The 13,621-nt window shown below is 46.9% G+C and carries 11 protein-coding genes and 1 pseudogene; 4 read left to right on the forward strand and 8 right to left on the reverse strand.

Going from position 1 to position 13,621, the window contains the following annotated elements; all coding sequences use genetic code 11:
• Window positions 1–146 precede the first annotated feature (146 nt).
• The 3 genes from M1D90_RS18195 to M1D90_RS18205 all read right to left on the reverse strand — a co-directional run bounded on the left by M1D90_RS18195 (window position 147) and on the right by M1D90_RS18205 (window position 4,194).
• On the reverse strand, window positions 147–1,349 hold the full coding sequence (locus tag M1D90_RS18195; protein ID WP_456282944.1) for a GTP-binding protein: 1,203 nt from the start codon (window positions 1,347–1,349) through the stop codon (window positions 147–149).
• Window positions 1,350–1,414: 65 nt separating this feature from the next.
• On the reverse strand, window positions 1,415–3,088 hold the full coding sequence (locus M1D90_RS18200) for a nucleoside recognition domain-containing protein (RefSeq protein ID WP_456282945.1): 1,674 nt from the start codon (window positions 3,086–3,088) through the stop codon (window positions 1,415–1,417).
• Window positions 3,082–4,194, reverse strand: coding sequence for an NAD(P)/FAD-dependent oxidoreductase (locus M1D90_RS18205; protein ID WP_456282946.1), 1,113 nt, complete (start codon window positions 4,192–4,194; stop codon window positions 3,082–3,084). The genes M1D90_RS18200 and M1D90_RS18205 overlap by 7 nt, the downstream gene beginning before the upstream one ends.
• Before the next feature lie 132 nt (window positions 4,195–4,326).
• Between M1D90_RS18205 and folE2 the strand changes: the two genes are divergently transcribed.
• Together folE2 and M1D90_RS18215 are read left to right on the forward strand one after the other, a co-directional pair.
• Complete coding sequence (gene folE2, locus M1D90_RS18210) at window positions 4,327–5,229, forward strand: GTP cyclohydrolase FolE2 (RefSeq protein WP_456282947.1); 903 nt, start codon at window positions 4,327–4,329, stop codon at window positions 5,227–5,229.
• A gap of 135 nt (window positions 5,230–5,364) precedes the next feature.
• Window positions 5,365–5,641: pseudogene (locus tag M1D90_RS18215) on the forward strand (ArsR/SmtB family transcription factor).
• A 29-nt stretch (window positions 5,642–5,670) separates the two neighbouring features.
• Here M1D90_RS18215 and M1D90_RS18220 read toward each other — a convergent pair.
• Entirely contained in the window at window positions 5,671–6,336 is a 666-nt protein-coding gene (locus tag M1D90_RS18220) for a DJ-1/PfpI family protein (RefSeq protein WP_075755015.1), read from the reverse strand.
• 125 nt (window positions 6,337–6,461) lie between these two features.
• On the opposite strand from M1D90_RS18220, the gene M1D90_RS18225 reads away from it, so the two are divergent.
• Window positions 6,462–7,376, forward strand: a complete 915-nt coding sequence (locus tag M1D90_RS18225; protein WP_212110112.1) for a LysR family transcriptional regulator — start codon at window positions 6,462–6,464, stop codon at window positions 7,374–7,376.
• Between the two features lie 29 nt (window positions 7,377–7,405).
• On the opposite strand, the gene M1D90_RS18230 is transcribed toward M1D90_RS18225, so the two are convergent.
• The 3 genes from M1D90_RS18230 to M1D90_RS18240 form a co-directional block, all read right to left on the reverse strand.
• Window positions 7,406–9,295, reverse strand: coding sequence for an ABC-F family ATP-binding cassette domain-containing protein (locus M1D90_RS18230; protein ID WP_268489952.1), 1,890 nt, complete (start codon window positions 9,293–9,295; stop codon window positions 7,406–7,408).
• An 84-nt stretch (window positions 9,296–9,379) separates the two neighbouring features.
• On the reverse strand, window positions 9,380–10,804 hold the full coding sequence (locus M1D90_RS18235; RefSeq protein ID WP_023855784.1) for an SLC13 family permease: 1,425 nt from the start codon (window positions 10,802–10,804) through the stop codon (window positions 9,380–9,382).
• 147 nt (window positions 10,805–10,951) lie between these two features.
• Window positions 10,952–11,557: a TetR/AcrR family transcriptional regulator gene (locus M1D90_RS18240; protein ID WP_020450502.1), complete on the reverse strand. Its 606-nt coding sequence runs from the start codon at window positions 11,555–11,557 to the stop codon at window positions 10,952–10,954.
• A gap of 128 nt (window positions 11,558–11,685) precedes the next feature.
• Between M1D90_RS18240 and cyoE the strand changes: the two genes are divergently transcribed.
• Window positions 11,686–12,603 carry a heme o synthase gene (gene cyoE, locus M1D90_RS18245; protein ID WP_023855785.1) on the forward strand — a complete coding sequence of 306 codons (918 nt, stop codon included), beginning with the start codon at window positions 11,686–11,688 and terminating at the stop codon, window positions 12,601–12,603.
• Window positions 12,604–12,764: 161 nt separating this feature from the next.
• On the opposite strand, the gene M1D90_RS18250 is transcribed toward cyoE, so the two are convergent.
• Complete coding sequence (locus tag M1D90_RS18250) at window positions 12,765–13,616, reverse strand: methyl-accepting chemotaxis protein (RefSeq protein WP_023855786.1); 852 nt, start codon at window positions 13,614–13,616, stop codon at window positions 12,765–12,767.
• Window positions 13,617–13,621: the final 5 nt, after the last annotated feature.

Here is a 13,621-nt window from a genome sequence, read left to right on the forward strand (position 1 = left end):
TTAACCTTTAAATAATTTAAGTTAACATTACAATAAAATATTAGTATTCCTTTCCTGATATGTCAACATGGTGTACAAAACACCGGTTTGTTTGAAATAAAAAAAGACAAAAGAGATATCTCTTTTGTCTTAATGTGGAAATTCATTTATCTAGCTCTTTCAATCTGCCAATCGAACGGGTCAGATAAAAGCGACCAGTCGTCCGCCATCTCCGAATCTGTCAAAAGGCATCGATCCGCTTCGGCGGTAATTTCTGACGGGGACAGATCCAATCCGATAAAGACGAGCTTTGTGTGGCGGTCTCCGAATTCTTCATTCCATTCTTTTAATAGCTCTGGATTCTGTCTGAGGATTTGCTCCTGTTCCGCCTTGGACAGCGCGGCCACCCAATAAGAGATCGGTTCCAGCGACACGGATGGCCCTGCCTGCGACATCAAAAGGGCAAGGCTGTTGCGCGTCGCACACCAGGCGATTCCTTTCGCCCTGACGACGTTTTCCGGCAGCGAATGAATACAGTTATAAAACCGCTCGGTATGAAAAGGACGGCGCGCTTCGTATACAAACGAAGATATTCCGTATTCTTCAGTCTCAGGCGTATGCTGGTGGTGTCCTTCGTTTAATTCCCTGATCCAGCCTGCTGAGCCGCTTGCTTCGTCAAAATTGAAAAGACCGGTGTTTAAGATGACCTTCGGATCGACCTCTCCTTTGACCGCTCTGATGATGTTTGCTTTAGGCTGCAACGTTTTCAGCACTTTCTCAAGCTTTTCCAGATCTTCCTCGGAGACAAGGTCGCATTTATTCAAAATCAGCACATCGCAAAACTCGATTTGATCGATGAGCAGATCGGCGATGTCGCGTTCATCCTCTTCACCGACAGCCTCTTTCCGGTCCAGCAGGCTGTCCCCCGACTGAAAATCGTGCCAAAAACGATTGGCGTCGACCACCGTGACCATTGTGTCCAAACGGCAGAACCGCGTCAAATCAATACCCAATTCTTCGTCGATGTAAGAGAACGTCTGAGCGACCGGGATCGGTTCGCTGATACCGGTCGATTCGATCACGATATAATCGATATTTCCTTGCTTCGCCAGTTTTTCGACTTCAACCAGCAAGTCCTCTCTGAGTGTGCAGCAAATGCAGCCGTTTGACATTTCGACCAGCTTTTCATCCGTCCTTGACAGGCCGCCGCCTTGCTTGACAAGCCCGGCATCAATGTTGACTTCGCTCATGTCATTAACGATAACGGCGACTTTCAGCCCTTGGCGGTTTTGCAATATGTGATTCAGCAGCGTCGTTTTACCCGCCCCCAGGTATCCGCTTAACACTGTTACAGGAATCTTTTTACTCATTTTTTCATTCTCCTTCCTCTTATCAAATCGTAATTATTACGATTTATATTTTATTTCACCACAATTTATTTAAAAATGCAAAGTGTCAGCTTCCAGATGATCATGATGATCAAAACTGACACGACTGAAGTGGCCATCTGTTTTCCCATAATGGCTGCCGCCGTTTTCATCCCCAGTTCCTTGGCAATTGTCCAAACCGTCACCATGCATGGAGTAAAGGTTGATGCCAAGTAAATGAGCAGAAAGAGCGTTGCCCCCGGCAGCACATCAAGAAGCGCTCCATTCCCTTCATTGAACAAGAGAATACCGTCTTTCCTGATCAGAGAAAAAACAAGGCCCGGCGCCGCATCTTCCGGAGCACCGAACAGGCTTAAAACAGGCGAGACAAGCAATGTCACAAGACGGATGACACCGAGTTCATTCAATACTGTCGCCGCCAGGCAAATGATGAGAAAGATCGGCATCGCCTGAAAGATAAATTGCTGAAGCACTTCCTTTACTCGAAAGACGATCCCTTTCCAGGACGGCATCTGTAAAAACGTTTGCCGGCGCTCGAAGTAAGCGGCCCATTTCTGATCGATGCGATACCATATCCGGTTATGAGCGGCTGCTGCGGCAACAAGAACAGCGAGGTAAGGGATAAACAGCCACTCCCGTCCCGCAGCATGAAAAATCGACAGCGTCGCGCCGATTTGGTAGCTGCACGCTGATCCGAAAGAAATAAATGATACACAACGCTTTCTCGTACACATGCTGCACGACCGCGTCTGCTGAACGGCAACGACATTGCAGCCAAATCCGGTCAAAAGCGGAACTAAATCGCGGCCGTTCAGACCGATCTTCCGCATCAGCGGGTCCAGTGAATCGACGATCCGGTCCTTTAAACCCGAATCATCTGCTGCCGCATTTGCTATAGACATAAACAAAACGACAGGAAACGCCCAAACAAACGAGTACATGCCAAGGGATAACAGGCCATAATTCCCCGCCAATGCCGCGCTCAGCCATGACGGCAAGCCTCCGACCGCATTTTGGAGAGGTTCAACCGCCCATTCGTCCGCGTATTGCTGCATCCACTCTGATGTATGATAAGCCAATATGATCGGCGCCATAAATAACAAACATAAAAGTGCAGTGCTCACAACAGGCCCAACTACGGGACGATGAAACACAAACTGCTGAACAGCCACACTTTCAAGTTCAATCTGTTTCATCCGTTTCCGTTTCAGCGGATGAAATTCAGCCTCTTTTCTTAAAAAAGCGATGATATGCTCTTTTTTATCGTCTGTCACAGTTCTCGTATCAACCAACAGGACCGGGAGACTGTGCTTGGCCACTTGCTCAGAAAGCGTCCGGCGCATGGCGTCCGTCATTTTATCCTGAAACGTAACGATAAAGCAGACGCGCCTGGCATCCGGCGGAATCAGGTCCAAGACCGCGTTCAGCTCTTCTGAAAAATGGGTGCCGCGCAAGACGGCAACCACCTCATCGGCCTTTTCGATCTCTTTTTTCAGCGCTCTTTTCGACACGCTGTCATCCTCCCGAATGCCCGGTGTATCAATGGCTTGCCAGCCCGGAAGGCTTTTGATCTCCCGTTCAGCCGCAAATATCGTCGATCCTTTCACATTGGCTGCTTCGCCTGCTCTCTGATCTGTGATCGCGGAAAAAAGCGTTGTTTTTCCGACCGATTCGAGTCCGATAAAGAGCATGCGCTGCCGCCGCGTTGGCTCTTTCAGCATTCACACTGCACCTCACAGCAGCTCAAATCCGTGAGAAACATTTGATTTTCCCTGTATTCTGTCAGCACCTTTTCATCAATCGAAAACTTTCGTTTTTCCAACAAATGCTCGGCGATGACGGCGAATCGCTGCCTGAATTTATAAATGAAACAAAAGACGGCGTTTTGGTGCTGAACGCTCGGCCCGATTAAATAAAGACCGTCCGTCACGGTCGACATATCTTCATTCGTTAAAAACGGTTTGCCGTTCTCTCCCCATTCAAACAAATGCTCGATTTGTTTTGCCCCGGAATGAAAGCCTGTCGCGATAATCGGCCGTGTTTCCGAGCGTATTTTCCTCCCGTCTGACAAATATAAATCATAGGCTGGTCCATTTTTCGCCAGTTTTTCTACCAGGGCTTTTTCCAAAAACTGAACCTTCCCTTTTTCATATGCATCTTCAAGACGCTCCCATGTATAAGGTGAAAGCGACCGGCTTGGATCGGCTTCAGCGTTTTCGCGGAGCGAATTCGGCATCACAACCGTCACATCGCTGCCATAGGACGCCAGTTGAACCGCCGCATCCATTGCGCTTTCATAGCCGCCTACCACGTAATAATGGGCTTTTTCAAATTGGCTCCATCTGGCGACCTTGCTATTGTGGATGCCAATCTCTGCACCATGAAACGAATATTTCGGGAATTGGAATTCACCGGCTCCCCAAATAACGTCTTTGGCCTTCATCGTGCCTTTATTAGTTTCAACTGAAAAACCGCCGTCGTCTTTATAAACATTGCGAACCGATGTGCCTTCTTGAATTGGAAGCTGAAAATGATCGGCCAAAAGCGCCAAATAATCTCCATACTCCTGCCCGCTCAAGTGCTCGCGGTGAAAAGTAAAGGCAGGGGATGTTCCCGGAGCAACAGCATTTAAATCCAAAGCCCCGAATCCCTGCCCGGTAAAGGACGGTGTTATCAGTTTCATTTCTTCAGGCCAGCTTCGAAATGAAGCTCCTGCACGGTCTTTTTCCAAAATCGTAAACGATTGAAAACCGAGTTTTTTCAGAACGATTCCCATTCCAATACCTGCGGGTCCCGCTCCAACAATGACGATTTCGCTATGCTGCAAAACAACCACTCCCTAAACGAAATCATTTCGATTTAATTTGCATGCTTTAGACATGACCACTTGATTTTATCACAGCATTCCCTCAAAATAAATAGGAACTATTTCGATTTACTACAGAAAGGGGTCTCATCAATGGAACGTATACTGCATTTGCCCGCAAAACCCGAACGCCACCGCCGCTTCGGATCTGTCGAAGCCGTGAAAGGAATAAAACCGAACGATAAAGAACAGATGAAGGATATTCAAAATACACCGAACGACTATTTTTTTGACATTGACCATGTCGGTGTCTCAAACGTTTCGCATCCGATTTTGATTGCATCCTCGCTCAAGCCGTTTACACAAACGACGATCGGCGCTTTTTCCTTTACGACGAGCCTTGCGCGCGGCCGCAAAGGAATCAATATGAGCCGCCTGACAGAACAGCTGCAGCGCTATCACGAAGCAAACTGGACGATTGATGTCCATACACTGAAAGATTTTGCAAAGGATTTAGCCGACAATATGGAACAGCAAAGCGCATCCGTCTCTGTCAGTTTTCCATGGTATTTCGAGCGCCTTAGCCCGGAAAGCAAACTGTCAGGATTGATGCACGCCGATATCCATATGACAGTCTCTTATCATGAAAACAAAGGCTTTTCACAAACCGTCGGCATCACGGCCCATGTGACGACGCTCTGCCCGTGTTCAAAAGAAATCAGCGAATACAGCGCCCATAACCAGCGCGGCATAATCAAGATCACCGCACATATCAATGAGCAGGCGGAGATGCCGGACGATTTCAAAACCGAGCTTCTTGCCGCAGCGGAAACGAACGCAAGCGCAAAGCTCCATCCCGTCTTAAAAAGGCCCGACGAAAAAAGAGTGACTGAACAGGCTTATGAAAATCCAAGATTTGTAGAAGACGTCATCCGCTTAACGGCTGCCGACTTATACGAAATGAACTGGATCTCCACCTTTGAGATCGAATGCCGGAACGAAGAATCGATTCACATGCATGATGCGGTGGCGCGGCTGTCGTTTTCCAAAATATAAATCAAAAAGAGCTGCCGGTTTTTCCGGCAGACTCGATCCTTATGCAGTTTTTGATTGATTCAGCGCCCGGCTGTTTTTAAACAGGAGCATTGAAGAAATGTATAATACCGATGCAAACAGACAAACCGCCCTGACATCAGTTTATCCGCTGTTCTTTACGCCCTCAGTGATCAAATCAGACTTCAAATCATAAAAAATCTTGCAGAAGCCGGCGAACAATCGTGCAGCGCTGTTAACGTTCCCATTCCAAAATCAACCCTGTCTCATCACTTTAAAGTCCTTAGGGAATCGGGAGTCATTCATACAAGAATAGAAAGAACACAACGGTTTATTTAGGCTTCGCCTAGAGGACTTGGACAGCCGTTTTCCGGGGTTGCTTCAAATCGTTTTACAGGCAGACGAACCGTTGTAAACTGCCGGGTTCTCCCCGGCAGCTTCGACTTATTTCTCTTTCCGCACGTATTCAATATCATCCTGATACTGGCTGTACCCCTCTTGATATTCCATAACACGCGCTGTTTCTTCTATGAAGCTTTCATCATAGCCCGCTCTTCTCAATAAGTGAAAGCCCATTTCCATGCCTGAAGCAATTCCCCCGGCGGTGATGATCCGTCCGCTGTCGACGATTCTCGCCCGGCTGACGCGGCAGGTCGGCGCGATGTCCGCCAAGCGGTCGATCGGTACTTGCCCCATCTCTGACGCCTCAAGCCGATCCGGCTCTTTCCGGCTTGTGGCGGAAAGCCCGTCTAAGAGCCCCATGCGCCCGTAAATCCATGAACCTGTACATACGCTCACCAAAAGCGTCGACTCAGGCAGAGAGCGGATAAACTGATGCAGCCGTTTGTTGTTGGTCTCCTGTCGTGTACCGAAACCGCCCGGAATTAAGAAAGCATCCATATCTGGCTGGTCATTGAAGCTGTAATTCGGATGAACGGTAAGCCCGGCTTGCGTCTGAACCGGTTTCATCGCATCCGCCACAAGAAAGGCGTCCAGTTCAGGATCGAGCCTCCTCGCCACTGAAAACACTCCGTATGGGGCGGCATAGTCGATGATTTCAGCATCCTTGAAAATGTACACGCCAAGTCTGAATCCTCTCGTTCTTTTCATTGTTTTCCTCCTCAATTTTTCTTTTATTCTTGCAAAACCTACGATATCATGGGGAGAGACATTTTACTTATGAATGATTACGATAGAAATCATTTTGATTTTCGATGTCAAGGAGATGACAAGCTATGATTGAGCTTTTAGAGGGTAAATTTTTTAAAACCTTCATCGCCGTCATGGAAGAAAAAAACTTCAGCCGCGCCGCTGATCGGCTGGGGTATGTACAGTCGACAGTCACCAGCCATATTCAGCTTTTGGAGCAGGCTTGCGGACAGCGTTTGTTTCACCGGCTGTCAAGAGGTGTGAAGCCGACACCGGCCGGTTTGAAGCTAAGTAAATATGCCTATCAATTTATTCATTTAGGCAGCACCTTGGAAGAAGCGATGAATGAACTGGATCAGCCGCAAGGAACCGTCCGCATCCGCATGCAGGAATCGTTTTTTCTGACGCGCACGTCTCTCCTGATCCGGGATTTTATTAAAGAATATCCAAAGATTAGATTGCAATTGGAAAACGGGTTTCAGCACGATATCGTTCAGCAGGTGCAAAATCATGCCGTCGATTTCGGAATCGTACCGCAAAATCCGAATAGGCCCGACATCCTTTTTACCCCTTTGCTCGAAGAAAAGCTGGTGTTCATCGCTTCCAATGATCTCGCTGAAAAGGTTGAAACTGAGAGCCTTGGCGCTCTTAGTCGTGAAACATTCATCAGCTTCGGCACAAGCTGCGTCTACCACACAAAAGCGGGCAGATTATTGCAAGATGCCGGGATTGAAGGAAACAGCGCCCTGGAGTACCCAAGCATCGCCATGATCAAAGAGGCGGTAAAATGCGGCATCGGCTTTGCCTTCATTCCTGAAATCGCCGTCAAACAAGAACTTGAAGCCAAGCAATTCAAACTGCTGCCTGTGACTGCCCCGATTGTCTCCACCCACGGGCTCATCGTCCATCAAGACAGAGAGCTGAGTCTGGCGGCGTCTTTATTAAAGGAAAAATTAATCGGCTATTTTTGTAACGATGCTGAAAAAAGCCCGACAAATTAAAAACTGCCGGGATTTCCCGGCAGCTTCCATTACAATTGTTCCAGCTCCTCGATCATCAGCGACAGCTCGGTCCAGCGCTCCATTGCCTCGTCAAGCTCTGCGGCTGTTTGCGCCTGCTCTTCCATCAATGTCTGAATCTTGGCGAAGTCGCTGCCGGCGGCGGCGATTTCCTCTTCAAGCCGTTTATGCTTTTCTTCCAGAGCGGCGATTCTGTCTTCGATGCCGTCCCATTCCAGCTGATCTTTATAAGACAGCTTCTTTCTTTTCTTTTTCTCAGGTTTGGCAGGTTCTGCGGCTTCAGGCGCCGGCTTTTGACGGCTGGTCTCCTTTTGCTTCTCCATATATTCGCTGTATGAACCTTGAAAACGCGAAACGTTTCCGCTGCCTTCAAATACAAGCAGCCTGTCGACGACACGGTCAAGGAAATAGCGGTCATGGGAAACGGTCACGACAACGCCGGGAAACTGTTCCAAATAATCTTCCAGCACTCCGAGCGTCTCGGTATCAAGGTCGTTTGTCGGCTCATCAAGGAACAGGACGTTCGGCTCTTCCATCAGCACTTTCAAAAGATAAAGGCGCCTCTTTTCTCCGCCTGACAGCTTGCGAATCAAGTTGCGCTGCATGCTCCGCGGAAAAAGGAACCTTTCCAGCATCTGCTCAGCTGTGACCACTTGTCCGTCGGCCGTTTTGACGACCTCAGCCGTCTCCTTAATGTATTCGACGACCTGCAGCGCATCGTTCATTTCGCTGTGATCCTGTGTATAGTATCCGATTCTTACAGTCTGGCCGATCGTGATCTGCCCTCCATCAGGCTTGACGCGGCCGGCAAGCGCGTTTAAAAGCGTTGTTTTGCCGATCCCGTTCGGTCCGATGATGCCGATCCGGTCCCCCGGCACAATCAGTTCATCGAATGAACGGACAAGCTGATTGCCGCCGCGGCTGATGTCAACACCTTCAGCTTCAATCACCTGCTTGCCGAGACGGTGGGAGCCGATGGCGAAATCAAGGGAAGAACCGGTTTCAGGCGCATCTTGTTCCTTTAGTTCCTCCACCCGCTGGATTCTTGCTTTTTGTTTTGTCGAACGGGCTTTAGCTCCCCTTCTCAGCCAGGCAAGTTCTCTTCTGAGAAGGTTTTGCCGCTTCGTTTCGCTTTGTTCGGCGAGCGCTTCTCTTTCGGCCCGCTTTTCCAAAAACACTTCGTAGTTCCCTTTGTATGTGTATAGGCGCCCGCGATCCAGTTCATAGATCCTGTTTGTCACCCGGTTTAAAAAATAGCGGTCATGGGTGACGAGAACGACCGAGCCCGGGTACCCGCTCAAATAGCCTTCAAGCCATTCGATCGTTTCATTGTCAAGGTGGTTTGTCGGCTCATCCAAAATGAGGAGGTCAGCAGGCTGAATCAATGTTTTCGCAATCGCAACCCGCTTTTTTTGCCCCCCGGAAAGGGAACTCACTTCTTTTGCCACATCCGCGACGCCAAGCTTCGTTAAAATCGTTTTTGCCGCCGTATTCGCGTCCCAGGCGCCGTGTTCGTCCATTTTCCCCTGTGCCGCCAGCAGGTTTTCCTGCTTCTTCGGATCATCAGGCGAAGCATTCAGCTCCTGAAGCGCCTGCTCATACGCCCTCATCGTCCGCATCATCACGGAATCTCCCGAATAAATGTGCTCAAGTACGGTTTCCGGACCGTCCAAATCAGGATCCTGATCCAAGTACTCGATATGGAGGCTGCCAGGCTTGGTGATGTCTCCTTTTTCGGTCGATTCATGGCCGGCGATCACTTTCAGCAAACTGCTTTTTCCCGTTCCGTTCGGTCCGATCAAGCCGATCCGTTCGTTTTCTTCAATATGAAACGATATATGGTCAAATAATGTTTTATCTCCGTAAGTTTTATATAAACCTTCCGCTTTAAAAATGCTCATCTGTCTACCAATCCTAACGTAATGTCATAACCTTATTTTAATGCAGATGATGCAAGAAAACTAGTGAGAGCTTTTTCACGGACATTACAGGAAGACGGCCGGAAGCCAGAAATATACGCTGATCACGATCAAGACGACACCTGCGATATTGAGCCAAAAGCCCGCCCTGACCATGTCCTTCATCGTCAGCAGATTGGAGCTGAAGACGGCCGCATTCGGCGGGGTAGAGATCGGGAGCATAAAGGCGCATGATGAAGCAAGCGCAGCTGCCGCCATCAGCCCGTACGGCTCGACCTGAAGCGCGGCGCCAAGACCGATCGTCATCGGAATCACCATATTGGCGACAGCCGTATTAGACATGATTTCGGTCATAAATAAAATCGCAGCCGTCAAAATGATCAGTACAAATAAGTAAGGATGGCCTTCCAACAGCTTTAGCTTGCCGCCGATCCATGCCGTCAGATTGGTCGCCGAAAAACCGGCCGCAAGCGACAAGCCGCCTCCAAACAACAGAAGAAGCCCCCATGGCAGCGTCTGCATATCCTTCCATTCCAAAATCCGTTCATCCTTTGTACTCGGAATTAAAAACAGCAAAACCGCTCCGAAAATCGCAATCGACGTATCTGAAATTTGAAACGGCAGGATGAATTTGAACATCCACAAACATGCGGTCAACAAAAAAACGGCAAAAACCGATTTTTCCTCCCTCGTCATTGCGCCAAGCGCCTTTAAATCATGATCGATAAAATCAGGTTTTTTTCCTTGAAAGGCGCTCACTTTAAATTTTATTTTCGTTAAATAAACATATAAAATAGCAAGAAACAGAACGGAAACCGGGAACCCGAATAAAAACCACTCAAAAAACATAATTTCGTGATTGAGCATCTGTTTTGACATCGCGGCAAAGACCGCATTCGGGACGGAACCGACCAATGTGGCAAGTCCGCCGATCGAAGCCGCATACGCGACAGCCAGCAAAATGCTTTTGCTGAACTTCTGCAGCGATTCGCCTTTTAAAATTTCTTTTTCCTGCACTTCTTTAATAACTGCAAGCGCTACGGGAAGCATCATCAAAGCGGTGGCAGCATTCGAAATCCACATCGATAAAAATGCCGTCGCCGCCATCACGCCGAGCACGATTCGATGGCTTTCAGCCCCGATCCGCTTCAAAATATGCAAGGCCATCCGTTTATGAAGATTCCATTTTTCGATGGCGATCGCAATGATAAATCCCCCCATATACATAAACACAATCGGATCGCCGTATGCTTTGGCCGTCGTTTCCATATCTAAACCGCCCAATGTCGGCAGCAAAATGACTGGCAAGAGCGATGCCGCCGGAATCGGCACGGCTTCCGTAATCCACCAGACGGCCGTCCAAGCTGTAACCGCAAGAACGATCCGCGGCGCGTAAGCCAACTCAGCTTCCGGTATCAAGCCGAGAATCAGCAAAAAACTGATCGGCCCCAATAACAATCCGGTCAGTTTAGTCGGTGTATATACTCTCATTTACCCCTTCCCCCTTTGAAAGCGATTTCCCATTCATCACTTTCGCTTTGCCCGGGGAAAATTCCTCTAAAAAATTTAAAATAAAATTTAAATTAATGTATGACACTGAGCCTAGAAATTGAAAAGTACAACTTTTCTATTAAAAAGTCACTCAGAGGCTGAAAGCAAATTTTTTAGCGCTTTTCCATATAAATTCATCGGGACGCTTTCTCCATTAATAAAATTGAATATCGCAAGACCATTTTCGAGTGAAAAAATAGTCCAAGCGATTTCTTCCGAAGATAGCGTAACCTCATGATTCTCTTTCAACATTAGTTTCGCGACAGACTTGGAGATCCGGTCCACAGACTCCCTGATCATGCAAGACCATTTGTAGCGCACTGACTCATTACGCATCACATAAAGAAGAAATTCCATATTTAAAATCATCCACTTTTGATTTTCTTTCACCACTGAGACAAAATGATCATTCATTGTTTCAATAAAATATGAAAGTGAATGCTGATTATTTATGATTTGATCGATGTTATTCACTTGTAAATTCATTTGTTGTTCCAATAAGGCCAGAAAGAGCTCTTCCTTAGATTTAAAATTGGAGTAAACCGCTCCTTTGCTAAATCCGGCATGTTCAGCAATTTTTTCAACAGAAGCCCCATGAAAGCCAAGCTCCGAAAAAATCTCAACAGCCGATTCTAACAACAATTGACGTGTTTCCTCTTTTCGCTCTTTTTGGGTTAGCCTTCTTCTAAGCATTCTTCTTCCTCCTCTTATTGACAATCATACTGTTCAGAATTAACATACCATATAGTATGTATATTCTAAAAGGTATCACTAGCACTTCACTAAATCAACGTGTGGCCATTAAAAAGAGGAGAAGAATCATGCAAATTGAAAATAATATCAAAACGGATAAACGACCTGTGTCCATCATATTGTCAAAAACCATTAAAACAGGAATTATTAAATCTAACCTTATTCCGATGTTTTCTGGATTAACATTATCTTTATATACTTATAAAATCAGCCTTTCTGAGAAATTACCAGAAATATTTTTTGCATTAATTGGGTCTATTTTAGTAATGGGAGCGGCAGGAGCTTTTAACAACTTATATGACCGGGATATAGATTCTATTATGGAGAGAACCAAAAACAGACCAACCGTTACAGGAGAAATAAAGCCTAAAACAGTTCTATGGCTCGGTATCTTTATGATGATTTTTGGTGTAATAATCCTTGGTTTCACCACCTCTCTGGCAGCACTCCTAGGGTTTCTAGGATTGTTTTTTTATATTGTCCCGTATACCATGTGGAGTAAGAGAAGAACAGTTTACAATACAGAGGTCGGGAGTATCGGCGGAGCTATGCCGCCTCTTATTGGATGGTCAGCTGTTTATCCGGACATCACACATCCTGCTGTTCTCGGTCTTTTTGTGACATCTGTGATATGGCAAATGCCTCATTTCTATGCTATAGCCATTCGAAAAAATGATGAGTATAAGGCTGCGAAAGTTCCAATGCTCCCTGTTATCAAAGGAGTTAAAAGAACATATATACAAACTAATATTTATTTAATCATCCTTATCGGGACAAGTCTCCTTTTTATTTCTTTGAGCCTCGGCATTATGCTTGTTTCCCTTATATTAGGTGTCATATGGTTGGTTCTTAGTGTGTATGGTTACAAAAAAATGGATTCAGAGAAATGGGCAAAATCCATGTTTATTTACTCTCTGATTCATATGACAATTCTTTTTTCGACTGTCATTATTTATTCTCTTATCGGAGTTATTTTCAATATATAGTTATTTGATTTCGTCTCTTTTACACGTTTGAAGGAATTGCAGTGTGACGGGAAAGAGCATACTCATGAGCCATATTTACGGCAGTCATTTCAATCGCTAGTGTAGTAGTGTTAGTAAAAAAACTGCCGACACATTGTCAGGCAGTTTTTTCTTCTATATATCTAGTCTTCAAAATGATGTTCCGCCATCTTGGCGAGGTTTTGCGCGTTGCTGCTGATCTCCTGCATCGTGGCGGAAATTTGTTCAACGCCGGCGGCCTGGCCGCTCGTATGTTCATTGATGACTTCGATCGAATGCTCAAGGTCTTTCAATAACGCGTGGATTTTCTTCGTGATTTGGTCAATCTGCCCGACGTTTTCTTTTGAGTGTGTCGCGAGCTTGCGGATTTCGTCGGCGACGACGGAGAACCCTTTTCCTGACTCTCCGGCTCTCGCCGCTTCAATCGCCGCGTTCAGTCCGAGCAGGTTGCTTTGATCTGAAATGCCTTTTACGGTAACTGAAATTTTCTCAATTTCTCCGGCGCTTTCACTGACTTCTTTCGCCTGCTTGGAAATGTCGGACATTTGTCCGGAAAACCCGCTGACAGATTCGGCGATATCCTGAATGGCTGAGGCCGTCTGCTCGACGATGACCGACAGGCTTTCTGCGACGCGGTGAAGCTGATCCGATTTTTCAAGACTCGTACCGAGTCCGACTCCGCCGATAACCCTTCCGTTCTCGTCATGGAGCGGGATCGCTCTCGCCGCAAGAGGGAAGCCGAACAGTTCCTTAGGCACCATGCTCACTTTCTTTTTGTTTTGGCGGATGGCGTCTGTAATAATATCGCCTTCCTGCAAAGGATCACCCGCTTTGACATCAAGGGAAAATGTCTTTCCCGGAATGTTGACGATCAGCTTTTCAGTATCGTAAATCCCCACTGTCACATCGTCCTGAATCAGCTGATTCAGAAACGGCGCCACTTTCACAAAAGCATCCAGCAGCGGGTGGATGTCCGTTTTTACTGCTTCATTCATGTATC

The sequence above is a fragment of the Bacillus sp. JZ34 genome, from assembly GCF_053903205.1.